A 22,449-nucleotide genomic window follows, 5' to 3' on the forward strand; every position below is an offset into this window, starting at 1 on the left:
TTGACCTTGGGCTGAGCGATTGCAGGCGCGAACGAACCTAGTAGGGCTATCAGCCTGACGCCGCTCGCGATCGGTGCAGGCGTGGTGGCCGGTGCGGTCATCGGCGCCACCATCGCCGACATGCATAACCAGCGACAGGAGGTCGTCGAGGGCGGCCGCACCGTCTACACCGAGCCGGACCGCATCATCATCCGCGATCCAGGCGGGCAGGCCTATGTCCGCGGCAACGATCTCTATCGCTTCCGCTATGGCGCCCGCGACATCCGCACCTTCAACGAAGGCGGCGAAACCCGCACCGTCGTGGTCCGTCCCGACGGCAGCGAGGTGATCACCGTGGTCGGTGCGGACGGCTCGCTGCGGCGGCGAATCCGCAGGGACCCCGGCGGGCGCGAGATCATCATCATCGACAACACCTACCGCGATCCGCGGGCAGTCGGCGGCTTCTATGTCGACGTGCCGCCGCCGGTCGTGAACATTCCCTATGATCGCTACATCGTCGACGCCCAGGAAGCGTCGCCGGACGTGATCTACCAGACCATGGTTGCACCGCCTGTGCAGCGGATCGATCGGCGCTACTCGCTCGACGAAATCCGCTACAGCCCCAATGTCCGCATGCAGATGCCGAGCATCGACGTCAACTCGATCAACTTCGAGACGGGATCGTGGACCATCCCGCCGGACCAGGCGGCCCGGCTTCAGGTGATCGCCGACGGCCTCAACCAGGCGATCCAGCGCAACCCGCGCGAGGTGTTCCTGATCGAGGGACACACCGACGCGGTCGGCAACGAGGTAGACAATCTGTCATTGTCGGACCGCCGCGCGCAGGCCGCGGCCGAATTGCTGACGCAGCAGTTCGGCGTGCCCGCCGAGAACCTGACGTCGCAGGGTTATGGCGAGCAATATCTGAAGGAGCAGACGCAAGGGCCGAGCGTGATTAACCGGCGGGTCACCATCCGCAACATCACGCCGCTGCTCAACGGCGGCCAGGCCTCGCTGCCGCCGCCCCCGCCCGGCACCGCGCCGCCGCGGTAACGGCACAAACAAACGCAAATGGCCGGGAGCGATCCCGGCCATTTTTGTCTTGGGCGATTACGCGCGGCCTGGTGACACGGGTGCGAACTCGCAGGGTGGGCAAAGGCGCGCACGCGCCGTGCCCACCATCACTGCCTTCGTGGAAAGGTGGTGGGCACGCTACGCTTTGCCCACCCTACGAGAGCGGCGACTTTAACCCTTGTCGCTCTCGAGCTTGAATATCTGCGAGCCTTCGCTGCCCGAGAGCAGGCCGGTCTTCGAATAGAGACCGAGCTTGGTGCGCGTGTCGGCGATGTCGAGATTGCGCATGGTGAGCTGGCCGATGCGGTCGGCCGGCGTGAAGGCGGCGTCCTCGACCTTCTCCATGCTGAGCCGTTCCGGCGCATAGGTGAGGTTCGGACTTTCAGTGTTGAGAATGGAATAATCGTTGCCGCGGCGCAGCTCGAGCGTCACCTCGCCGGTGACGGCGCGCGCGACCCAGCGCTGCGCGGTCTCGCGCAACATCAGGGCTTGCGAGTCGAACCAGCGGCCCTGATACAGCAGCCGGCCCAAGCGCATGCCGCTGATGCGGTACTGCTCGATAGTGTCCTCGTTATGGATGCCGGTGACGAGACGCTCATAGGCGATGTGCAGCAGCGCCATGCCGGGCGCTTCATAGATACCGCGGCTCTTGGCCTCGATGATGCGGTTCTCGATCTGGTCGCTCATGCCGAGGCCGTGGCGGCCGCCGATCGCGTTGGCTTCGAGGACCAGCGCGACGGGATCGGTGAAGGTCTGGCCGTTCAGCGCGACCGGCTGGCCTTCCTCGAAACGCACCACGACCTTCTCGGCTTTGACGGCGCAGTCATCGCGCCAGAACGGCACGCCCATGATCGGGTTGACGATCTTGATGCCACTGTCGAGGCTTTCGAGATCCTTGGCCTCGTGCGTGGCGCCGAGCAGATTGCTGTCGGTCGAATACGCCTTCTCGGCACTCATCTTGTAGGCAAAGCCCTGCGCGGTCATGAACGCCGACATCTCGGCGCGGCCGCCGAGCTCGTCGATGAACTGCTGGTCGAGCCAGGGCTTGTAGATCTTCAGGCTCGGATTGGTCAGCAGGCCGTAGCGATAGAAGCGCTCGATGTCGTTGCCCTTGAAGGTCGAGCCGTCGCCCCAGATGTTGACGCCGTCTTCCTTCATCGCCGCGACCAGCATGGTGCCGGTGACGGCACGCCCCAGCGGCGTGGTGTTGAAATAGGTGATGCCGCCGGTCGAGATGTGGAAGGCGCCGGACTGGATCGCGGCGATGCCTTCGTGCACCAGCTGCGTGCGGCAATCGACCAGCACGGCCTTCTCGGCGCCGAACGCTTCGGCCTTGCGCGGGATCTCGTTGTAGTCGGCCTCATCGGGCTGGCCGAGATTGGCGGTATAGGCGTAGCAGCGCGCGCCCTTCTGCTTCATCCAGAGCAGCGCCGCGCTGGTGTCGAGACCGCCGGAAAACGCGATGCCGACTTTCTCACCCTTGGGCAGGCTTTTCAGGATCGTGGTCATGGGGCTTCCAATCGGGTCTCAAAGGGCTGGTGTCAGGGCGTGGTTTGACCGCGCGAATATCAAATTTCGCAGGGCTGGGCACGCATTTAATGGCTTAGACCGAGGGCTCGGGGCCTGTCCTGCGGCCGAACAGGCGCTGGCGGAGCCGGTAGGCAGGCATGTTCAGCCGGGTCAGGGCGGCATCGACCGCCGCGTCCGAGAACCGCGTCCGCGGCCAGCGGTAGATCAGTCCGTAGAAAAGCCAGATCACGACGAAGGTGACGAGGCCGGCGATCGAGACGTCGGTGAAGAAGTGACCGCCGAAGGCCATCCGCAGGCCGCTGGTGACAAGGCCGAAGATGACCGCGCCGGTATAGGCGAGCGGCCGCCAGGCCGGCGGCGCCAGCGCGGCGGGCGCCAGCGTCCAGAACGCGGTCGCGCCTTCGCCGGAGAAGAACGAGCAATTGCGCGTGCAATCGCCGCGCGGATCCCACCACGGCACGAATTGCTGATCGCCGGCAAACTCGGTTACGACCACCGGGCGCGGCCGGCCCCAATAGGTCTTGAAAGTGAGATTGGTGAGCACGCCGGCCGACAGCGTCAACGTCACGAGCAGGAAGATGATCGCGCGCCCCGACACCATCAGCGGCCGGTCGGGCCTGATCATCTTGACCACGAGCGCGACCAGTGACGGCAGCGCGAACGCCCAGGCGATCCACATCGCGGCATCGCGCGCGACGCCGGCCCACTCATTCAGCTTGAGCGGAAACGTCTTCGTCTCGGGGTCGAAGAACAGCGACGCGAGCTTGAGATCGAGCTCGGGATAGAGGCCGAAAACCACGCCGATCACGAGCCACAGCACCAGGGCGATGAAAAGTCCAGTCCGGTTCATGGCGCGCGGTTTAGCGGAGTGGGACGGGGATGGAAACCCTGGATTCCAGCCGTTGCAACCAGCAATGAGCTGCTTCCACGACGTCGTCCCGGACAAGCGAAGCGCAGATCCGGGACCCATAACCACAGGGAGGTGTTTGGCGAAGACTCGCAGTTACCAGTTTGCGCCAAACTCCTCCCTGGGGTTATGGGTCCCCGCGTTTGCGGGGACGACACCGAGTGTGTGGCAAATTGCTTCGCATCCGGTCGAACGACGCACGTGCCTTCACCGCACATCCGGCCTCGAATTCGACGGCAGCGGCGGGGGCGGCTTGTGCGGGGGCGCCGGGATACGCCAGGCGCCGGCATTGCGGCCGGCAATCAGCCAATAGACCACGCCGGCAACGATGCCCGCGCCGGTCATGATCTCCAGATGCCGCCGCACGATGCCCTCGAACTGCAAGGTGTCGGGGTGGAAGGGAACGAGACCGAGATAGCAGGCGAGCCCGACGAGACCGCCGCCAACGGCATAAGCGAGGGCGCTGCGGATATAGAGTGCCTCAGTGACCGCGACGATCACCGCCGCCGGCACCAGCGCAAAGCCCGAGACGAAGATGAAGCCGAAGCCGAGCAGGATGTCGATCGCGCCCTGATCGACGGGGCCGGCGCCGAGATCGGCGAACTCCGGAAACAGCAGCGCAATGACGACGATCATCCCGCCGACGAAGCAGGCGGCAAGAAAGCCGATGAAGATGACGATGAGGCGGCCGATCAGTGCCATGAAGAATCTGTCCTTGCGGCCTCAGCTCGCCAGTTCCGCCGGTCTCATCTTGCGCCAGACGCCGGCGGTGCGACCTGCAATCAACCAATAGGCTGCGCCCGCGACGATCCCGGCGGCGACGATCGAAATGGGGTAGGGCCTAACAAGTCTTGGCGTGTTGTGCCCAGCCGGGATGAGTGTCTCCTCAAACGGAGCGACCACCAGATAGCAGACAAGAGCTGTCGCCGCGCCCGCAACGAGATAGACCCATAAGGCGCGGCGATCCGTCAGTTCCGTGATCGCTATTGCGACGCTTGCCGGCAACACGGTCGCGCCACATAGCACCTTGAAACCGAGGCCAAACAGTACGGTCACACCGATGAGAAAGTGCAGATGTGCGAGCCTTCGAACCGCCAGAAGAGCTTCATATTCCACCACCACGATGACGTAGAACGCCTCCGCGATCAGACAAGCAACCAGAAACGCGAGCACGATGACCGGCAAGCGTCGGATCAGCGCCATCGCTAATCCGTCATTGCCATGGCGCGCAGCGCCTGGCGCTCGCGGGCCGAGAGCTTTTCGGTCTCCGACTTGAGCTGACCGCACGCGGCGAGGATGTCGCGGCCGCGCGGGGTGCGCACCGGCGATGAATAGCCGGCATTGAAGATGTATTCGGAGAATTTCTCGATCTGGTCCCAGTCCGAGCATTCATAGGCCGTACCCGGCCAGGGATTGAACGGGATCAGGTTGATCTTGGCCGGGATGCCCTTGAGCATCTTCACCAGCAATTTCGCATCGTCGAGCGAATCGTTGACGCCCTTGAGCATCACATATTCGAAGGTGATGCGGCGCGCGTTCGAGGCGCCGGGATAGTCGCGGCAGGCCTGCAGCAGCTCCTTGATCGGATATTTGCGATTGAGCGGCACGAGCTCGTTGCGCAATTCGTCGCGCACCGCATGCAGCGAGATCGCGAGCATGACGCCGATCTCCTCGCCGGCGCGCACGATGTTCGGCACCACGCCCGAGGTCGACAGCGTGATGCGGCGGCGGGAGATGCCGATGCCTTCATTGTCGCCGACGATGAGCAGCGCATCGCGCACGGCGTCGAAATTGTAGAGCGGCTCGCCCATGCCCATCATCACGATGTTGGTGACGCGGCGCGTGCCGTCCTCGCGATCGGCCCAGTCGTTCAGGCGATCGCGAGCGACCATGACCTGGCCGACGATCTCGCCCGCAGTGAGGTTGCGCACGAGGCGCTGCGTGCCGGTGTGGCAGAACGCGCAGTTCAGCGTGCAGCCGACCTGAGAGGAGACGCAGAGCGTGCCGCGATCGGTCTCGGGGATGTAGACGCACTCGACTTCATGCGCCTTCTCGACATTGTCGCCGCTCGGCAGGCGCAGCAGCCATTTGCGGGTGCCGTCATTGGAGATCTGCTCGGCCACGACTTCGGGCCGGTCGACAGTGAAATGCTGGGCGAGCTCGGCGCGGATGCCCTTCGAGATCGAGGTCATGTCGTCGAAGCTCTGGGCGCCGCGGAAGTAGAGCCAGTGCCAGAGCTGCTGCACGCGCATCTTGCGCTGGGCAGGTGCGACGCCGATCTCGCCGAGGCGATCGGCAAGCTCGCTGCGCGACAGACCGATCAGCGACGGTTTTGCCGGCGGCACATAGGTTTCGAGTGGAGTCTTCTCCACCAATGTTGCGTTGTGCGGCTCGGCAGTCGGTTGCATCTATGGACCTGATGGTTTGGTCGTTCCGGGATGGTCCGAAGGACCAGACCCGGAACCTCGAGATTCCGGGTTCGATGCTTCGCATCGCCGCGGAATGACGGAAGAAAAATCTGGAACCGTCCCTATATAGCAACCGGAACACCCGATTGCGACCTTATCGCCTCAGCCTTAACGCCTAGGCGTTACCGCCTACAATCCTGGGCGATCTTGTCGAGCGCCTGGGCGAGGCCCTTCAGCGAGAAGGTGTCGGTCGTCTCCGTCCCCTTGGCCGAGACACCCTTGACCACGAGATCGGCGGATTTGCGCATGGCTTCCACCATCCGCTCCTCCTCGGCCGCGTTCTTGATCCAGAGGCCGTCGCCCTGCGTGTACATCGCAAACGCGGCGCCACCGACCTCGACGGTCGATTCCGAGCCCGGCTTCAGCGCGTAGCCGATCATGACCGAGACTTCGTTGTTCACCTTCTCCGCCGGCCGGGTCGAGACGAAGGCATAGGCGGGATCGCGCGGCCTGTTCGGCGGATTGGTCTTCGACGACGAGGGCTTTGCCAACGCGAAGCAGACCTTCTTGCCGTTGGGCGTCGCCGAATAGGCGCCCCAAGTGCCGAACTGGCCGATCAGCGTCGGCTCCGCGCCGCCGGCAACCGCAGCGGGCGGGGCCACGGGTTTGCTCTCGGGCTTTGCCGCCGTCTTTGCGGCCGGCGCAGCCGCTTTCGGTGCAGCCGATGCCGGCTTGGACGCCGGTTGCGCCGTCTGCGCCCGTGCGGACCCTGTGAGTCCCCACGCCGCTACGCCAGTCATCAAAGCTAAAATCAGCACCCGCCACATGCTGGAGTGGTTCCCTCAATATTGTGACTGGAAGATGGCCCGGCCGCGCGTTGTCCCCGGCGCAGGGATAGCCGGGAAAGCCCTGTTTGGGAAGGCAGTTAGCCGGTCATTCCTTCGATCGCGCGGCGCGCTGCGCGGCCCATTGTGCATCGCTCCAGCCGAGCAAATCCTCGGCACCAGAACTGCGCAGATGCGCGCCGCCGTCGATCACCACCATCTCGCCATTGATGTAACCAGCACGGTCCGACACCAGGAAGCTGGCGAGGTCGGCAAGCTCGCCGTGCTCGCCAGTACGGCCAAGCGGGTTGCGCGCGGTCCAGCCCTCGTCGCGGCCCTCGGGGCGGAGCTACCCGGATGCGCCGGCGGTCGGGAACGGGCCGGGCGCGATCGCGACGGTGCGGATGCCCTTCGGGCCCCATTCCACGGCGAGGCTTCTGGTCATCGCCAGCACCGCCGACTTCGCCATCGCCGAAGGAACGGTGAAGGCGCGGCCGGTGATGGTCGAGGTCGAGAGGATCGAGAGCACGACGCCCTTGTGCTTGCTATCGATCCAGCGCTTGCCGGCGGCGAGCGTACAATACATCGCGCCATGCAGCGTCGGCGCCAGGATCGCGTCCGCCGCGCGGAACGACAGATGCTCGCTCTGCGCGATGAAGGTCGCCGCCGCATTGTTGACGAGGATGTCGAGCGGCGCCTCGCGCCAGATCTGATCCATCATGCCGTCGACCGCCGCGCCATCGCGAATGTCGCACGCGATCGTCGTGACCTTGCTGCCGGTCTGTTCGCGCATCTCGCGCGCCGCTGCTTCGAGCCGGTCGAGCTTGCGGCGCAGATCACGAGCTCGGCGCCGAGCGGGTACCAGCGCGCCGCAAGCCTCGGATCGGCGGAGGCGCGGCAGCGCTCGGCCAACTCTCGAACTAGAACTCTTCAGAGGACACCATGCGTAACGTCTATCGAATGGCGCTCGCTGCCATCATGACCGTCTGTGCCTTCACCGCCCGCGCCGAGCAGACCGAATACGATCCGGCCAAAGTCTCGGACAGCCTGAAGGCCATCTTCCAGTTCGGCTCGACCTCGACCAAGCAGGCGCTGAACGCCAATACCGTCACGCTGATCACAGGTACGATCGGTGGCACCTATGTGCAATTCGGCGCCGACCTCGCCTCCGTGCTCGACGACGGCAACAAGATCCGCGTGCTGCCGATCGTCGGCCGCGGCTCGGTGCAGAGCGTCGCCGACATCCTGTTCCTGCAAGGCGTCGATCTCGGCATCGTGCGCGCCGACACGCTCGACTATCTCGAGCGCAAGGGCTTTGCCAAGGACATCAAAAAGCAGTTCACCTATGTGACCAAGCTCTACAATGAAGAGATGCAGGTCATCGCGCCGAAGTCGATCGCGACGCTGAAGGACCTCGAGGGCAAGAAGGTCAGCGTCGATCTGCCGAACGGCGGCACCTTCGTCACCGCACTGACGGTGTTCGAGCGGCTCGGGATCAAGGCGAACTTCGTCTATGTCGAGCAGCGCATCGCGATGGAGAAGCTGAAGGCCGGCGAGATCGACGCCGTCATCGTGGTCGGCGGCAAGCCGTACAAATCGGTCTCGACGTTCGGCAATGACGGCCGCTTCCATCTCGCCAAGGTGGACTACGCCAAGCCGCTGCAGAGCGACTATCTGCCGGCGACGCTCACGGCCAAGGACTATCCGAACCTGATCAAGGAGGGTGAGAGCGTCGACACGATTGCCGTGCCCGCGGTGCTCGCGGCCTATAATTGGGCGCCGAACACCGAGCGCTATCGCAAGCTCGCGCTGTTCGTGGACGCGTTCTTCACGAAATTCCCAGCGCTCCAGAACCCGCCGTTCCATCCCAAGTGGAAGGAAGTCTCGCTTCCCGCGCCGCTCGCCGGCTGGAACAGATTGCCGGTGGCGCAGCAATGGCTCGACAAGCACGGCGTGGAGCCGGTGACACGCCAGCGCTTCGAGGCGTTTTTGAAGCAGAATCCCGCGGCCGCGAAAGTGTCCGACGCGGAGAGGGAAACGCTGTTCAAGCAATTCCAGGCCTGGGACGCAGAGAAGGCGCGGACGGAGGCGGGGAAGAAGTAGCCCATACACTCAGCTGTCATCGCCCGGCTTGACCGGGCGATCCAGTATTCCGCGACGTCAGTGATTGAATCGAGAGCCGCGGCGTACTGGATTCCCCGCCTGCGCGGGGAATGACTAGGGAGTGTGGCTGAGGCCGCGCCTGCTACGCCGCTTCGGCATCCACATCCCCCTCGTCCACACCACGCTTCAACACAGCACGCGCGGCTTCGCGATGCTCGTTGGTGATGTGGCTCGCGACCATGCGGATGGCGGTGGCGAGCACGGCGGCGTCGTCGGTGAAGCCGAGGATCGGCATCACGTCGGGAACGAAGTCGAAGGGCAGGATGAAATAGGCGATCGCGCCCAGGAGCGAGGCCTGGACATGGCGCGGCGTCTGCCGGTCGAACGCGCAGTAATAAGCCGCGAGCAGATCTTCCGCGAACGGCAATTGCGCGGCAACGCGCTTCAGCTTGCGCCAGAAGCGACGGCGAACGCTCTCGCGATCCTCCGCGAGCCGATCGGCCGGCTCGAAACCGACGCTGTGTTCGGCAGCCATGTCCTGCAAACTCCCCGTTCAGCCAGGGCGGCAGATCGCCGCATCCATTGCTGATCACAAGATGGGGACGCTGCCCGCCCCGACAAGATGTAAGCCCGGTGTCAGCCGGCGATGGCGTTCATCTTCTGGGCGAGCTCGATATCGAGCCTGGTGACGCCGCCGGCGTCATGGGTCGAGAGCACCACCTCCACCGTCTTGTAGACGTTCCGCCATTCGGGATGATGGTCCATTTTCTCGGCGACCAGCGCCGCGCGGCTCATGAAGCCGAACGCCTCGTTGAAATCCTTGAAGACAAAGGTTTTCCCGATGGCCTCGCGGCCCTGGACCTCGGTCCAGCCCGGTATGGCGCCCAGCGCCTGCTTGCGTGCTTCCGCCGTCAGCCGCTCTGCCATGATCGCCTCCGTCCTTCAGGGGAACTTTACCCTAACACCGTGCATATGGCCCGGGTTCACCGGGATTTGGCCCATCCGCTAACCATGACGGAGATGTAACCCCTCCGGACAAGAAATTTGCTACAATTAGGGGCGTAAATCGCCGGCCGAGATGAAACTGAGCCTCAAGCGCCTGTTCGGGAGATCGATGACCGGGGGTCTGGACCTGGCCGAAACACCCAACTCGACGTCGCCGCGATCAGCGGCGCGGCGTACCGCGCTTGTCTCTCTCGCATTGGTGCTCGCGATCATCGGCGCAATCACGGGCGGCTATTATTTCGCGATGCGGCCGGTGACGCTGAAGATCGCGGTCGGCCCCGCCAACAGCGACGACGTCAAGGTCGTGCAGACGCTGACGCAGGCCTTCTCGCAGAACAAGAGCTATGTGCGGCTGCGGCCGATCCAGACCGACGGCGCCACCGCCAGCGCCGAGGCGCTTGCGGAGAGCAAGGTCGATCTCGCCATCGTGCGCGGGGACGTCGACGTTCCCAAGAACGCGCAAGCGGTCGCGACCCTGCGCAAGAACGTCGTGGTGCTGTGGTCCGTGCCCGGCAAGGGCAAGAAGAAGGGCGCGAAGATCACCAAGATCGCGCAGCTCGCCGGTCATCGCGTCGGCGTGGTCGGCCGCACCCAGGCCAACGTCAATCTGCTCAAGGTGATCCTGCAGCAATACGGCGTCGATCCCGCCAAGGTCGAGATCATCCAGTTCCCGGCCAATGAAGCCGCCGAAGCGATCAAGGCCCAGAAGGCCGATGCCTATCTCGCGGCCGGTCCCGTCAACAGCAAGATCACGGCGGATGCGATCGCGGCCTCGGCCAAGGACGGTGGCACACCGACCTTCATCGCGATCGATTCCGCCGACGCGATCGCACAGAACCATCCGGTCTATGAAGCCTCGGAGATTCCTGCCGGCACCTATGGCGGCTCGCCTGACAGGCCCGAGGACGAGGTCAAGACCATCAGCTTCTCGCACCATATCGTGGCGCGCAAAGGCATCTCCGAAACCACCATCGCGGCATTCACCCGCCAGCTGTTCGCCGTGCGCCAGCAATTGGTGACGGAATTCCCGCTCGCGGCGAAGATCGAGACGCCCGACACCGACAAGGACGCCGTGATCCCCGTGCATCCGGGCGCCGCGGCCTTCGTCGACGGCGAGGAAAAGACCTTCCTCGACAAGTACAGCGATTTCATCTGGTGGGGCCTGATGGCGCTTTCGGCCATGGGCTCGCTCGGCGCCTGGTTTGCGGGCTACCTGAAGAAGGACGAGCGCGACAACAACAGCCATCTGCGCGAGCGCCTGCTCGACATGATCACGGCCGCGCGCAAGTGCGAGACGACCGAAGAGCTCGACCAGATGCAGACCGAGGCCGACGACATCCTGCGCGATACGCTGCGCTGCTATGATCACGGCGCGATCGAGGAAGCCGCGCTCACCGCCTTCAACATCGCGCTCGACCAATTCCACGCCGCGGTCGCCGACCGCAAGGCCGTGCTGTTCAGCCTGTCGCAGAACCTGCAACGTACGGGCGCGCAATTCCGGGCCGCCGGCAACGCGTAAACGCTTGCGCGCGTAATTGCTGCGTCACATTGTCTCAATATAGCTTGCGCCGTCATTCCGGGGCGATGCGCCAGCATCGAACCCGGAATCTCGAGATTCCGGGTCTGGTGCTCGCGCACCATCCCGGAATGACGGCGAGATGCGCACGAGACAGCCAGCCCGCGAGCCAGCCATGAAGATCAAATTCTCCCGCCGCCGTTTCCTCACCACCAGCGCCGGCGCGCTTGGTGCGATCGCGATGCCCCATCTGTCGCGCGCGGCCGACCGGCCGGCGGTGACACACGGCGTGCAATCGGGCGACGTCACCGTCGACGGCGGCGTGGTGTGGGCGCGCACCGATCGGCCCGCGCAGATGCTGGTCGAGGTGGCGACGACGGAATCGTTCAAGGACGCCCGCGCGCTGCCGCCGATCGCGGCCCTGCCCGAGAGCGACTTCACCGCCAAGATGCTGCTGGAGAATCTGCCGGGCGGCCAGGACATCTTCTACCGCGTCCGCTTCCGCGATCTCTCGCACACTGCGATCGAGGGCGAGCCGGTGGTGGGCCGTTTCCGCACCGCGCCGGCCGACCGCCGCGACATCAGCTTCGTCTGGGGCGGCGACGTCGCAGGTCAGGGCTGGGGCATCAATCCCGACGACGGCGGCATGTTCACCTTCTCCGCGATGCGCAAGCATCGTCCGGATTTCTTCCTGCATTCCGGCGACACCATCTATGCGGACGGCCCGATCCAGTCCGAGGTGAAGCTCGCGGACGGCAAGATCTGGAAGAACGTCACGATTCCGGAGAAGGCCAAGGTCGCGGAGACGCTGGACGAGTATCGCGCCGCGCACAAATACAATTTCACCGACGACAATGTCCGCGCCTTCAATGCCGAGGTGCCGATCTTCGTGCAGTGGGACGACCACGAGGTGACCAACAATTGGTCGCTGTCGAAGGAGCTGCCGGCGTCTTACAAGGTGCGCGACATTACGCTGCTCGCGGCGCGGGCGAGCCGCGCCTTCCACGAGATGTATCCGATGCGCGAGAGCATCGTCGAGCCCGGCCGCGTCTATCGCCAGATCTCCTACGGCCCGCATCTCGACGTGTTCGTGCTCGACGAGCGCAGCTATCGCGGTCCGAACGGCGCGAATCTCGAAACCGCTTACGGCCCGGCCGCCTACTTCCTCGGCCCCGACCAGATCGCCTGGCTCAAGCGCGGCCTGCTCAACTCGCGCGCGACCTGGAAGGTGATCGCGTCCGACATGCCGCTCAGCATCCTCGTCTATGACGATGCCGCAAACAAAAAAGGTTCGGAAGCGTTTGCGCAAGGCGATGGCCCGGCGCGCGGCCGCGAGTTCGAGATCGCCGACCTGCTGCGCTTCATCAAGATGGCACCGATCAAGAACACGGTATGGCTGACGGCCGACGTGCACTACGCGGCTGCGAACTACTACAACCCGGACAAGGCACAATTCCAGGAATTCGATCCGTTCTGGGAATTCGTCTCGGGCCCCCTGCACGCCGGGACGTTCGGGCCTGGCGAGATGGACAACACCTTTGGACCCGAGGTGCGCTTCGTCAAAGCGCCCGGCCCCGACAAGCAGAACCTGCCGCCCTCGGCCGGCATGCAGTTCTTCGGTCACGTCAAGATCGACGGCGTTTCCGGCCAGATGACGGTGACCTTGCGCGACCGTGCCGACGTCGCGCTGTGGTCGACCACGCTCGATCCGAAGCTTGGCTGAAGCCGCGCGGACGCGAGTGAGCGATCAGGCGCCGCGCGAGCGCAGCGCGGCCTCCAGCGCGTCGCTCGAGCAGGGCTTTTGCAACCGGGGCCGCGCCTTGAATTCGGCCGGGATCCGGGTTTCGGCGCCATAGCCGGTCACGAAGACGAACGGGATTTGCGCCGCCGCCAGCCGCTCGGCGACGGCGAAGCTTTTCTCGCGGCCGAGCTCAACATCGAGCAGCGCGAAATCCGGCGCATGCACCGCGATCGCGTCCAGCGCCTGCGCGACCGATCCGACGGTGCGCACGCTCTTCGCGCCAAATCCAAGCAGGCGGTCCTCGAAATCGATGGCGATGATCGGATCGTCCTCGACGATCAGAATATCGCTGGGCACGTCGGCCGAGGCGTCCGGGGAGGCTGGTATCATGGTGTTGGCTATCGAGGGCTGCATGTTTTTTTTGCCTTAAGGACAGCCTCAGCCCGATGCCTGCGCCCAGCGCATCGGAGGGTTCCAGGAACGAAACTCACCACAGAACAGTTTTGACGTCTGTCCACTTGTGCACACAGCCAGGACGCGGAACTCGCTAGTGTCGAAAGGAGAGCAGGGGATCGACGATGGACGCGCGCATCAGCAAGACAACCGAGGTCGATACTAGGCCCGCAAATAATCTGTTGCGGCGGTTGAGCGCGGCGGATTACGCGCTGCTCGCGCCGCACGTCTCCGTCGACAAGGCTGCGGCGAGCGAACTGCTCTACAGTCCCGGCGACGATGTCCAGGTGGTTCACTTTCCCTGCGGCCCGTCGCTTGCGACTTTTCTCGTCCCCAATGAAGACGGCCGTGATGTCGAGACCATTCTGGTCGGCCGCGAGGGCGCGGTGGGCGGCATCGTCAGCGAGGGATTTCTGCCGGCCTATACCCGCATCTGCGTCAAGTTCGGCGGACCGTTTGCGCGCATCCATGTCGGCAAGCTCGAAGCGGCCAAGCAGCGCTCGGCCTCGCTGCGCAACATCTTTGCCCGCTACGCCGACTGCATGCTGGCGCAGATCTTCCAGTCCACCGCCTGCAATGCCATCCACTCGATCGAGCAGCGCACGGCCAAATGGATTCTGGCGGCGATGGAGCGCACCGGCGACGACAGCAGCGTGCCGCTGACTCACGAGCAGCTCGCGACGCTGCTCGGTGTGGGCCGCAGCTACGCCAGCCGCGTGCTCCAATCGTTCAAGGCAGAAGGTGTGCTCGATACGAGACGCGGTTCGATCCTGGTCCGCAACCGCGACGGCCTGCGCCTGCGCGCCTGCCTGTGCAACGACGCGGTGAAGATGCACTTCGAGGAGGTGCTGCGAGGGGTGTATCCGACCGAAGAGCGCGAGGCCGGCTAGGGTCTCGCTTCTTCCTTCTCCCCTTGTGGGAGAAGGTGGCTTCGCGAAGCGAAGCCGGATGAGGGGTCTCTATCCTCGCACACCGCAGCGGCTGAATTCGCGGAGACAACCCCTCACCCAAATGAGGTTGTGGCTAATGCGGAGCTGCCCTCTCCCGCAAGGGGAGAGGGCACACAAATGCGCCCCGCGCTTTTGAACGTGATCGTGCTATGGTTGTACCCGCATGAGCGGGGCTTTTCTTCACACGGTCTTCGATATCGCGGCGTGGCTGGCGGCAGCGGCTGCCGTTTACTGGCTGTCGCGACAGGGTTTGCGGTTTCCGGCGCAATCGTTCGAGCTGCCCTACATCGCCGCGCTGGTGTTCGGCGCCGGCCTTGGCGCCTATCTGTTCGGCTCGGTCAATCTGTGGCTGTCGGGGCAGAGCGGCATTGCGCGTTCGGTCGAGGGCGCGCTCGCCGGCGGCATCGTCGCGATCGAGCTCTACAAATGGACCGCAGGCATCGCCGTGCGCACCGGCGCGCGGTTCGCCCTGCCGCTGGCCCTCGGCGTCGCGATCGGGCGGCTCGGCTGCTATTTCGCGGGCCTTGACGATTTCACCTACGGCACGCCGACGGCATTGCCCTGGGGCCACGATTTCGGCGACGGCATTCTTCGCCACCCCGTGCAGCTCTATGAGAGCGCGGCGATGGCCCTGTTCGCGCAGCTCTATGTGCTGGCGGTCGTGAACCGGAATGCGTTTGTGATCACCAATGGTTTCTACCTGGTTCTCGCTTTTTATGGAGCGCAGCGCTTCCTGTGGGAATTCCTCAAGCCTTATGGGACGCTGATCGGGCCCTTCACGCTGTTTCACCTGCTGTCGCTCTCCATCCTGCTCTACGCCGCCGTCATGCTGGCGACGGCGCCCCAAGCGAGGCCTGTGCATGAACGCGCCGCTGCGTAAGTCGCGCCCCTACATCTTCTGGGGCCAGACTCAGTCCCTTTGCGAGATCTGCCTGAAGCTGGTGCCGACGAAGATCCAGATCCTCGACAACGAGGTCTGGTACGAAAAGCGCTGCCGGGAGCATGGCGTTCAATCGACGCTCGTCTCCACCGACGCGGCCTATTGGCGCCTGTGCAAGGATTTCATCAAGCCGGGCGACCGGCCGCTGCAATTCCAGCAACGCACCGAATTCGGTTGCCCCTATGATTGCGGCCTCTGTCCCGACCACGAGCAGCATTCCTGCCTCGCCCTGATCGAGATCACCGAGCACTGCAATCTCACCTGCCCGGTCTGCTTCGCAGACTCCGCGCCGGCCCGAACGAAATTCACCCCGCTCGCGACGGTCGAGAAGATGCTCGACGCGCTGGTCGCCAGCGAGGGCGAGCCAGATCTGGTGCAGATTTCCGGCGGCGAGCCGACGCTGCATCCGGATTTCTTCGAGATTCTCGACGCCGTGCGCGCCCGTCCGATCCGCCACGTCATGATCAACACCAACGGCCTGCGCGTCGCCCGCGAGAAGGATTTCGTGGCGCGGCTCGCCGAGAACAGGCGCGGGCTGGAGGTCTATCTCCAGTTCGATTCGCTCCAGCGCGATGCGCTGATCAATCTGCGCGGCGCGGACTTGCGAAAAATCCGCCAGCAGGCGCTGGAGAATCTCGAGCATTACGGCGTGTCGACCACGCTGGTCGCGACCATCAAGCGCGGCGTCAACGATGGCGAGATCGGCGACATCGTCCGCCATGCGCTCACCTGGACATGCGTGCGCGGCGTCACGCTCCAGCCGGTGCAGGACGCGGGCCGCAACGAGAATTTCGACAAGACCACCGACCGCATCATGCTGTCGGAGATCCGCAACCGCGTCATCGAGACCGGTGTGTTCGGCGACAAGGACATGATCCCGCTGCCCTGTAACCCCGAGAGCATCTCGATCGGCTACGGCCTGCGCAACGGCGAGAAGGTGCTGCCGCTGACGTCGCTGATCTCGCAGGAGCAGCTGGTTGCGGTGATGCCCAACACCATCAGCCCGGAAAAATATCCGATGCTGCGGGAGAAATTCCAGGAAAAGTTCTTGGACCTGTTCTCGCTGTCGTCGGGTCCTCTGAACACGAGCGAGCGCGTCTGCGAATTGCTATGCTGCCTGCCGAGCTTCGAGGTGCCGGAAGGACTCACTTACGAAAACGTCTTCCGCGTCACCATCGTGCAGTTTCTCGACCGCTTCAATTTCTGCGTCGGCAACGTCAAGCGCTCTTGCATCCATTTCGTGACGGAGCAGGGCGCGATCATTCCGTTCGACACCTACAATCTGTTCTATCGGAACGGCAAGATCGACGGCATCCGCGCTGCGCTCGCGGCAGAGACCAGCGCGGAAGGGGCCTTGCAGGAATGAGCGACATCGAGGGCGCGCCGGCCTCGCAGCCACCAGCGGAGCCTCCCGTTCAACCGCCGCGAGGCGGTCCGGGCGAAGGCGGTTGCATGTCCTGGATCGTGGCGATCGTCGGATTGCTCGTCTTGCTCGTTCTTATTTGCGTCATGATCCTTAGCCGAGACAATGTCCTGACCAGGCGCTGGGTAGGAACAGGCGCACTCGTCGCGTTAACGGGGGTCCGGGAATGAACGACGCGCCTCCTCCAATCGCGCCGAGCCAACCCTCGCCGGAAAGACGGCACGGCTGCCTGACCGCGCTCATGGTGATCTCAGGGGTCGTCCTGCTGCTGCCGGGTCTCTGCGCCCTGGTGTTCGGCGGAGGTTCGGTGATCGACGGGGGCAAGATCGATTCGGACATCGCGCCGCTGGTCTTCCTGGGCCTGGTCGTCGGCATCGGAGGCGTCGCCCTGATCTGGGCGGCGATCAAGGGGCGGAAGGCCCCGACCCATCCCGGAACCCAGCCCTAAGCCCCGGGAATTCCCGGACAAAATTCAGTCAACCAACCAGCAAAGAACGCATTGTTTTTTGGCGGTTTTTGCATATATTGCGCCGCAAACGCGTAGGGTGCCCGGTCGAGCTGACCGGGCTTCCTTTTTGGGCGAAGCCGGCCCCGTTTTCCACGTTTCCAGCGTTGTCCGTGAAGAGGTCCCGGTCCGACCGGCGAGATCGCGCTTAACCCATTGTTTGACCGCAAAGAAGCTCACTCATGAACCTCCGCAACGTCGCCATCATCGCCCACGTCGACCACGGCAAGACGACCCTCGTCGACAAGCTCCTCCAGCAGTCCGGCACGTTCCGCGAGAACCAGAAGGTGACCGATCGCGCCATGGACTCCAACGACCTGGAGCGCGAGCGCGGCATCACCATTCTGGCCAAGGCGGCCTCGGTGCAGTGGAAGGACACCCGCATCAACATCGTCGATACCCCCGGCCACGCCGATTTCGGCGGTGAGGTCGAGCGTATCCTGAACATGGTCGACGGCGCCCTGGTGCTGGTCGACGCCGCCGAAGGCCCGCTGCCGCAGACCAAGTTCGTGGTCTCCAAGGCGCTCAAGGTCGGCCTCAAGCCGATTGTCGTCATCAACAAGGTCGACCGCCCTGACGCGCGCCCGACCGAGGTCATCAACGAGGTGTTCGACCTGTTCGCGGCGCTCGACGCCAGCGAGGAGCAGCTCGACTTCCCGATCCTCTACGGGTCGGCCAAGCAGGGCTGGATGGCCGATAGCCCCGAGGGTCCGCAGGACAAGGGCATGGAGCCGCTGTTCGACCTGGTGCTGCGCCACGTCGCGCCACCGAAGGTCGAGGAAGGCCCGTTCCGCATGATCGGCACCATCCTCGAGGCCAACCCCTATCTCGGCCGCATCATCACCGGCCGCATCTCGTCCGGCGTGCTCAAGCCGAACCAGCAGGTCAAGGTGCTGCATGCCGACGGCAAGCTGGTCGAGTCCGGGCGCATCACCAAGATCCTGGCGTTCCGCGGTCTCGAGCGCACCCCGCTCGATGAGGCCGAAGCCGGCGACATCGTCGCCATCGCGGGCCTCACCAAGGGCACCGTCGCCGACACCTTCTGCGATCCCACCGTCGAGGTGCCGCTGCCGGCGCAGCCGATCGATCCGCCGACCGTGTCGATGTCGTTCATCGTCAACAACTCCCCGCTCGCCGGCACCGAAGGCGACAAGGTGACGAGCCGCATGATCCGCGACCGCCTGCTGCGCGAGGCCGAGGGCAACGTCGCGCTGCGCGTCGTCGAATCCGCCGACAAGGATGCGATGGAAGTGTCGGGCCGCGGCGAATTGCAGCTCGCGATCCTGATCGAGACCATGCGCCGCGAGGGCTTTGAGCTCTCGGTGTCGCGTCCGCGCGTCGTGTTCCAGAAGGACGAAGCCACCGGCGCCACCATGGAGCCGATCGAGGAGGTCGTGATCGACGTCGACGAGGAGCATTCCGGCGTCGTCGTGCAGAAGATGAGCGAGCGCAAGTCCGAGCTGATCGAGATGAAGCCGTCCGGCGGCAACCGTCAGCGCCTGGTGTTCTACGCGCCGACCCGCGGCCTGATCGGCTACCAGGGCGAGCTGCTTACCGACACCCGCGGCACCGCGATCATGAACCGCCTGTTCCACGGCTATGCGCCGTACAAGGGCGAGATCCAGGGCCGCCGCAACGGCGTCCTGATCTCCAACGACCAGGGCGAGGCGGTGGCCTACGCCATGTTCAAGCTGGAAGACCGCGGCCCGATGATGATCGAGCCGGGCTGGAAGGTCTACAAGGGCATGATCGTCGGCGAGCACACCCGCGACAACGATCTCGAGATCAACGTGCTCAAGGGCAAGCAGCTCACCAACATCCGCACGACGTCGAAGGACGAAGCCGTGCGCCTGACCCCGCCGATCCGCATGACCTTGGAAAAGGCGCTCGCCTATATCGAGGACGACGAGCTCGTCGAGGTCACCCCGAAGTCGATCCGCCTGCGCAAAAAGCACCTCGACCCGAACGAGCGCAAGCGCGCGGAAAAGGCCAAGGAAGCGGTGGCGTAAGCAGGCGAATGGGGAATGGCGAGTAGGGAATAGGGGCGTTTGCCAGAACCGGCGTTATCTATATTCTATTCGCCACTCGCTACTCACCATTCGCTGCTCCATGCCCCTCCCCTCCTCCGTCGACGTCGCGATCATCGGGGCCGGTGCCGCCGGCCTCGGCGCCGCACATGCGCTCGCGGGCTCGGGCCTCTCCGTGATCGTGCTGGAGGCGCGGGGCCGGCTCGGCGGCCGCGCCTGGACCGTACAGGCCTCGCCCGATGTCATCTTCGATGTCGGCTGCGGGTGGCTGCACTCGGCCGACAAGAACTCCTTCGTCGCAATTGCCAAGAGACTGAATTTCGAGGTCAACACCGATCTGCCGCCCTGGCGCGATCGTGCCTTTGGCGAGGTGTTTCCGGAGCGTGAGCGGGATGAGTTCGCGCGCACGATCGACGAATTCTACGAGCGCGTCAGCGAAGCTGCGGAAGCGGGCGAGGATGCACCGGCCGAGCGCTATCTCGAGCCGGGCAATCGCTGGAACCCGATGATCAACGCCGTCTCGACCTATGTGAACGGCTGTGAGCTCGATCGGGTCTCGATCCTCGACATGGACGCCTACGAAGACACCTATTTCAATTGGCGCGTCCGCGCCGGGTATGGTGCGCTGATCGCGGCCTATGGTGCCGCCTGCCCGGTGGCACTGAACTGCAACGTCTCCATGATCGACCATTCCGGCCGGCGCATCCGGATCGAGACGTCGTCAGGCACGCTCACCGCGGACAAGGTGATCGTCACGGTGCCGACCAATCTGATCGCCGACGAAGCAATCCGGTTCTCGCCGCCGCTGCCGGCCAAGGTCGATGCCGCGTGCGGCCTGCCGCTCGGCGCCGACGACAAGGTGGTGCTGGCGCTGGAGGATGCGGAAGCCTTTCCGAAGGAAGGCAATCTGCGCGGCGCCACCATGCGCACCGCAATGGGCACCTACCACATCCGCCCGTTCGGCCAGCCCTGCATCGACGGATTTTTCGGCGGCCGCTTCGCGCGCGAATTGGAGGACGCCGGCGAGGGCGCCTTCGCCGCACAGAGCATCGACGAGATCGCGGACTATTTGGGCAACGACATCCGCCGCAAGCTGAAGCCGCTGGCAGAGTCGCGCTGGGGCTACGACCCCCTTGCCCGCGGCGCCTATTCGCATGCGCTCCCCGGCCACGCCGGCGATCGCGCCGTGCTGGCCGCGCCGGTCGACGGCCGGCTGTTCTTTGCCGGAGAAGCAACGTCGCCGCACTTTTTCTCGACGGCCCATGGCGCGCGGGACAGCGGCGAGCGGGCGGCGAAGGAAGTGCTGGTGGCTCTGGTCAAGCCGTAACGAATTACTCGATCACCCGGGCCCGCAGATCAGCATCCGGCACGAAGCACGCGTCGTACTTCCCAAAAATGCGATAGCGGTTGCGCGCGATGAGGCTGTAGACGGGATCGCGCAGCGGCTTCGGCACGGCGAACAGCGCCCGCACCCACGCCCAGCCGGGGAGCTGCGAGAGCACGGTCAGCGCGGCGTCCGACTTCATGAACACCTCTCCGCCATGGACGACGGCATTGGTATCGGGATCATCAGGATTGATGCCGAAAGCGCGCGCCAGCCGCGCGCCATAATCCGACTGGATCGGCGTGAAGCGAAACCGCTTCGCGGTGTCGCGCTTGGCGACGAACCGCACCCAGCGCGAGCAGAAGATGCAAACGCCATCGAACAGAATGACATCATCGTCGGGCCATTTGCTCATTAGCGATTATCCAGCATCAAGAGCGCGACCAGCATCAGCACGATGGCCGGCCCCGTCTTCACCAGCGCGCCCAGCGGCTCGATCCAGAGGTCGGGCGTGAGGATCGCAGCGCCGAACATATAGCCGAGCGAAGCAACAATGCCCGCAACCAGCCCGATCGCGGCGGTGCGGCGGAAGGCGATCAGCACGCCGATGCTCATGTCCATCAGGCTGGTGCCAATGGTGATGGGATCGACCAGCGCCGGCGGAAAGTTGTGCGCGCTCAGGATGCTGGCAGCGGCGCGATAGGACACGAACAGCGCGATGAAGCCGGAGACGAGCCAGAACGCGACCAGGCTGGCGAATATCAGTGCTTTCACCAGGAACAGCCGCGCGAACCATTTATCCTGGATGGTGGCAGGATGGCGCCCGATCGTCTCGGCGAGCGACTTCGGTGCGATGCCGGTGGCGGCGATCCATGCCGAGGGATCGCCGACGACGCCGCGGCGCAGTTCGGCGATGGCGGTGGAGCGCATCGGCGGCGTCCAGCCGAGATAATTGGCGAGATCGCCGATCCTCGCACCGAGATCGAGCATGAGCGAGGGCATGGCGAGGCGAGGCCAGCCGTCCGTACCGAAGGCGCGGCGGAATTGCTTGATGACGCCGGCCATCGTGACCGGCGCGGCCTGCATCAGGTCCCAGGTCACGGCTTTCACGCCGGCATCGCCGATGTCGCGCGCGGCGAGCCAGGCGATAGTGGCCGAAATATCATCGACCGCCACAGGCTGGAACGGCGTCGCCATTTCCTTTGCAGGCAGGTCGAGCGGAAAGGCGGCGAGCGCGCGCAGCATGGCGCTGCCGCCATAGGCCGACGGCGCAACGACAAAGCCGGGCCGCAGGATGGCGTGGGGGATGCCGGAGGCCGCGATCAGGCGTTCGGCCTCGCGCTTGGTCGTTGCGAAGGCGGTGCGATCGGCCTCTGCGGTCCCGGGAATAGAGATGTGAACCAGCCGGATCGCGCGGCCGCTGTCGGCAGCGGCCTGAAGCAGGCGCGCGACGAAATCGCGGTGCACCGCATTGGTATCACTGCCGGGTCCATCCTGGAGCACGCCGAGACAGTTGACGACGACATCCACCGCGTGCTCGCCAAACAAGCGCGTCAGCGCGGCCGCATCGAGCGACAGGATCGGCAGCTCGAGATCCAGCGCGCTCGTCTTCTGCGCCGGCGACAGGCTGCGCGCCATGCCGACGACGCGAAAGCCGCGGGCGCGCAGGTCGTCGGTGACGAAGCGGCCGATCAGGCCGGAGGCGCCGAGCACCAAGATGGTCCGCTCACTCATCACTTC

The 22,449-nt window shown here is 64.7% G+C and carries 21 protein-coding genes and 1 pseudogene; 10 read left to right on the forward strand and 12 right to left on the reverse strand.

The features are described from left to right. Positions 1-84: 84 nt before the first annotated feature. Positions 85-1,032 (forward strand): OmpA family protein, encoded by a 948-nt coding sequence (locus tag FOM02_RS00005; protein ID WP_265441389.1) that lies wholly within the window; start codon positions 85-87, stop codon positions 1,030-1,032. 192 nt (positions 1,033-1,224) lie between these two features. Here the strand turns inward: FOM02_RS00005 and argG are convergent, their stop codons facing one another. The 7 genes and pseudogenes from argG to FOM02_RS00045 form a co-directional block, all read right to left on the reverse strand. After that, positions 1,225-2,562 carry an argininosuccinate synthase gene (gene argG, locus FOM02_RS00010; RefSeq protein ID WP_265441390.1) on the reverse strand — a complete coding sequence of 446 codons (1,338 nt, stop codon included), beginning with the start codon at positions 2,560-2,562 and terminating at the stop codon, positions 1,225-1,227. 94 nt (positions 2,563-2,656) lie between these two features. Further along, on the reverse strand, positions 2,657-3,433 hold the full coding sequence (locus tag FOM02_RS00015; RefSeq protein ID WP_027561795.1) for a phosphatase PAP2 family protein: 777 nt from the start codon (positions 3,431-3,433) through the stop codon (positions 2,657-2,659). A 264-nt stretch (positions 3,434-3,697) separates the two neighbouring features. Further along, the gene (locus tag FOM02_RS00020; RefSeq protein WP_027561794.1) at positions 3,698-4,192 is read right to left on the reverse strand and encodes a hypothetical protein; all 495 of its coding nucleotides are present in this window, start codon (positions 4,190-4,192) and stop codon (positions 3,698-3,700) included. A gap of 21 nt (positions 4,193-4,213) precedes the next feature. After that, on the reverse strand, positions 4,214-4,693 hold the full coding sequence (locus FOM02_RS00025; RefSeq protein WP_027561793.1) for a hypothetical protein: 480 nt from the start codon (positions 4,691-4,693) through the stop codon (positions 4,214-4,216). 2 nt (positions 4,694-4,695) lie between these two features. After that, positions 4,696-5,898, reverse strand: coding sequence for a 23S rRNA (adenine(2503)-C(2))-methyltransferase RlmN (gene rlmN, locus FOM02_RS00030; protein ID WP_027561792.1), 1,203 nt, complete (start codon positions 5,896-5,898; stop codon positions 4,696-4,698). 182 nt (positions 5,899-6,080) lie between these two features. Further along, positions 6,081-6,725 (reverse strand): invasion associated locus B family protein, encoded by a 645-nt coding sequence (locus FOM02_RS00035; protein ID WP_027561791.1) that lies wholly within the window; start codon positions 6,723-6,725, stop codon positions 6,081-6,083. A gap of 106 nt (positions 6,726-6,831) precedes the next feature. Next, positions 6,832-7,583 (reverse strand): annotated as a pseudogene (locus FOM02_RS00045) (SDR family oxidoreductase); the annotation flags it as partial. Between the two features lie 81 nt (positions 7,584-7,664). On the opposite strand from FOM02_RS00045, the gene FOM02_RS00050 reads away from it, so the two are divergent. Next, complete coding sequence (locus FOM02_RS00050) at positions 7,665-8,825, forward strand: TAXI family TRAP transporter solute-binding subunit (RefSeq protein WP_027561788.1); 1,161 nt, start codon at positions 7,665-7,667, stop codon at positions 8,823-8,825. Between the two features lie 142 nt (positions 8,826-8,967). Here the strand turns inward: FOM02_RS00050 and FOM02_RS00055 are convergent, their stop codons facing one another. Together FOM02_RS00055 and FOM02_RS00060 are read right to left on the reverse strand one after the other, a co-directional pair. Next, positions 8,968-9,360 carry a YkvA family protein gene (locus FOM02_RS00055; protein WP_027561787.1) on the reverse strand — a complete coding sequence of 131 codons (393 nt, stop codon included), beginning with the start codon at positions 9,358-9,360 and terminating at the stop codon, positions 8,968-8,970. Positions 9,361-9,461: 101 nt separating this feature from the next. Further along, positions 9,462-9,752, reverse strand: a complete 291-nt coding sequence (locus FOM02_RS00060; RefSeq protein ID WP_027561786.1) for a 4a-hydroxytetrahydrobiopterin dehydratase — start codon at positions 9,750-9,752, stop codon at positions 9,462-9,464. A 151-nt stretch (positions 9,753-9,903) separates the two neighbouring features. Here FOM02_RS00060 and FOM02_RS00065 point away from each other — a divergent pair, with 151 nt between their 5' ends. Together FOM02_RS00065 and FOM02_RS00070 are read left to right on the forward strand one after the other, a co-directional pair. Next, positions 9,904-11,349 carry a TAXI family TRAP transporter solute-binding subunit gene (locus tag FOM02_RS00065; RefSeq protein ID WP_027561785.1) on the forward strand — a complete coding sequence of 482 codons (1,446 nt, stop codon included), beginning with the start codon at positions 9,904-9,906 and terminating at the stop codon, positions 11,347-11,349. Positions 11,350-11,521: 172 nt separating this feature from the next. Further along, the gene (locus tag FOM02_RS00070) at positions 11,522-13,069 is read left to right on the forward strand and encodes an alkaline phosphatase D family protein (RefSeq protein ID WP_027561784.1); all 1,548 of its coding nucleotides are present in this window, start codon (positions 11,522-11,524) and stop codon (positions 13,067-13,069) included. 24 nt (positions 13,070-13,093) lie between these two features. Here the strand turns inward: FOM02_RS00070 and FOM02_RS00075 are convergent, their stop codons facing one another. Continuing rightward, positions 13,094-13,501, reverse strand: a complete 408-nt coding sequence (locus FOM02_RS00075; protein WP_051378273.1) for a response regulator — start codon at positions 13,499-13,501, stop codon at positions 13,094-13,096. A gap of 164 nt (positions 13,502-13,665) precedes the next feature. On the opposite strand from FOM02_RS00075, the gene FOM02_RS00080 reads away from it, so the two are divergent. The 6 genes from FOM02_RS00080 (at position 13,666) to FOM02_RS00105 (ending at position 20,712) form a co-directional block, all read left to right on the forward strand. Continuing rightward, the gene (locus FOM02_RS00080; protein ID WP_027561782.1) at positions 13,666-14,430 is read left to right on the forward strand and encodes a Crp/Fnr family transcriptional regulator; all 765 of its coding nucleotides are present in this window, start codon (positions 13,666-13,668) and stop codon (positions 14,428-14,430) included. A gap of 223 nt (positions 14,431-14,653) precedes the next feature. Continuing rightward, positions 14,654-15,370, forward strand: coding sequence for a prolipoprotein diacylglyceryl transferase family protein (locus tag FOM02_RS00085; protein ID WP_027561781.1), 717 nt, complete (start codon positions 14,654-14,656; stop codon positions 15,368-15,370). Further along, positions 15,351-16,796: a radical SAM protein gene (locus FOM02_RS00090; protein ID WP_027561780.1), complete on the forward strand. Its 1,446-nt coding sequence runs from the start codon at positions 15,351-15,353 to the stop codon at positions 16,794-16,796. The genes FOM02_RS00085 and FOM02_RS00090 overlap by 20 nt, the downstream gene beginning before the upstream one ends. A 223-nt stretch (positions 16,797-17,019) precedes the next feature. Then, entirely contained in the window at positions 17,020-17,301 is a 282-nt protein-coding gene (locus FOM02_RS00095; protein WP_027561779.1) for a hypothetical protein, read from the forward strand. Between the two features lie 239 nt (positions 17,302-17,540). Then, positions 17,541-19,367 (forward strand): translational GTPase TypA, encoded by a 1,827-nt coding sequence (gene typA, locus FOM02_RS00100; protein WP_027561778.1) that lies wholly within the window; start codon positions 17,541-17,543, stop codon positions 19,365-19,367. Between the two features lie 100 nt (positions 19,368-19,467). After that, positions 19,468-20,712 carry a flavin monoamine oxidase family protein gene (locus FOM02_RS00105; protein ID WP_027561777.1) on the forward strand — a complete coding sequence of 415 codons (1,245 nt, stop codon included), beginning with the start codon at positions 19,468-19,470 and terminating at the stop codon, positions 20,710-20,712. 4 nt (positions 20,713-20,716) lie between these two features. Here FOM02_RS00105 and FOM02_RS00110 read toward each other — a convergent pair whose 3' ends face one another. Both FOM02_RS00110 and FOM02_RS00115 read right to left on the reverse strand, forming a co-directional pair. Beyond that, on the reverse strand, positions 20,717-21,124 hold the full coding sequence (locus FOM02_RS00110; protein WP_027561776.1) for a thiol-disulfide oxidoreductase DCC family protein: 408 nt from the start codon (positions 21,122-21,124) through the stop codon (positions 20,717-20,719). After that, positions 21,124-22,443 (reverse strand): SDR family oxidoreductase, encoded by a 1,320-nt coding sequence (locus FOM02_RS00115; RefSeq protein ID WP_027561775.1) that lies wholly within the window; start codon positions 22,441-22,443, stop codon positions 21,124-21,126. Before FOM02_RS00115 ends, FOM02_RS00110 begins: the two co-directional genes overlap by 1 nt. Positions 22,444-22,449 lie beyond the last annotated feature (6 nt).

It is taken from the genome of Bradyrhizobium sp. SEMIA, assembly GCF_014844175.1.
GTDB classification, from domain to species: Bacteria; Pseudomonadota; Alphaproteobacteria; order Rhizobiales; family Xanthobacteraceae; genus Bradyrhizobium; species Bradyrhizobium arachidis.

Coding starts and splice junctions, on each gene's coding strand:
- typA (WP_027561778.1), top strand. CDS start 17,541: ATGAACCTCCGCAACGTCGCCATCATCGCCCACGTCGACCACGGCAAG.
- FOM02_RS00020 (WP_027561794.1), bottom strand. CDS start 4,192: ATGGCACTGATCGGCCGCCTCATCGTCATCTTCATCGGCTTTCTTGCC.
- FOM02_RS00105 (WP_027561777.1), top strand. CDS start 19,468: ATGCCCCTCCCCTCCTCCGTCGACGTCGCGATCATCGGGGCCGGTGCC.
- FOM02_RS00080 (WP_027561782.1), top strand. CDS start 13,666: ATGGACGCGCGCATCAGCAAGACAACCGAGGTCGATACTAGGCCCGCA.
- FOM02_RS00070 (WP_027561784.1), top strand. CDS start 11,522: ATGAAGATCAAATTCTCCCGCCGCCGTTTCCTCACCACCAGCGCCGGC.
- FOM02_RS00060 (WP_027561786.1), bottom strand. CDS start 9,752: ATGGCAGAGCGGCTGACGGCGGAAGCACGCAAGCAGGCGCTGGGCGCC.
- FOM02_RS00110 (WP_027561776.1), bottom strand. CDS start 21,124: ATGAGCAAATGGCCCGACGATGATGTCATTCTGTTCGATGGCGTTTGC.
- FOM02_RS00055 (WP_027561787.1), bottom strand. CDS start 9,360: ATGGCTGCCGAACACAGCGTCGGTTTCGAGCCGGCCGATCGGCTCGCG.
- FOM02_RS00025 (WP_027561793.1), bottom strand. CDS start 4,693: ATGGCGCTGATCCGACGCTTGCCGGTCATCGTGCTCGCGTTTCTGGTT.
- rlmN (WP_027561792.1), bottom strand. CDS start 5,898: ATGCAACCGACTGCCGAGCCGCACAACGCAACATTGGTGGAGAAGACT.
- FOM02_RS00075 (WP_051378273.1), bottom strand. CDS start 13,501: ATGCAGCCCTCGATAGCCAACACCATGATACCAGCCTCCCCGGACGCC.
- FOM02_RS00065 (WP_027561785.1), top strand. CDS start 9,904: ATGAAACTGAGCCTCAAGCGCCTGTTCGGGAGATCGATGACCGGGGGT.
- argG (WP_265441390.1), bottom strand. CDS start 2,562: ATGACCACGATCCTGAAAAGCCTGCCCAAGGGTGAGAAAGTCGGCATC.
- FOM02_RS00115 (WP_027561775.1), bottom strand. CDS start 22,443: ATGAGTGAGCGGACCATCTTGGTGCTCGGCGCCTCCGGCCTGATCGGC.
- FOM02_RS00085 (WP_027561781.1), top strand. CDS start 14,654: ATGAGCGGGGCTTTTCTTCACACGGTCTTCGATATCGCGGCGTGGCTG.
- FOM02_RS00015 (WP_027561795.1), bottom strand. CDS start 3,433: ATGAACCGGACTGGACTTTTCATCGCCCTGGTGCTGTGGCTCGTGATC.
- FOM02_RS00035 (WP_027561791.1), bottom strand. CDS start 6,725: ATGTGGCGGGTGCTGATTTTAGCTTTGATGACTGGCGTAGCGGCGTGG.
- FOM02_RS00050 (WP_027561788.1), top strand. CDS start 7,665: ATGCGTAACGTCTATCGAATGGCGCTCGCTGCCATCATGACCGTCTGT.
- FOM02_RS00095 (WP_027561779.1), top strand. CDS start 17,020: ATGAACGACGCGCCTCCTCCAATCGCGCCGAGCCAACCCTCGCCGGAA.
- FOM02_RS00090 (WP_027561780.1), top strand. CDS start 15,351: ATGAACGCGCCGCTGCGTAAGTCGCGCCCCTACATCTTCTGGGGCCAG.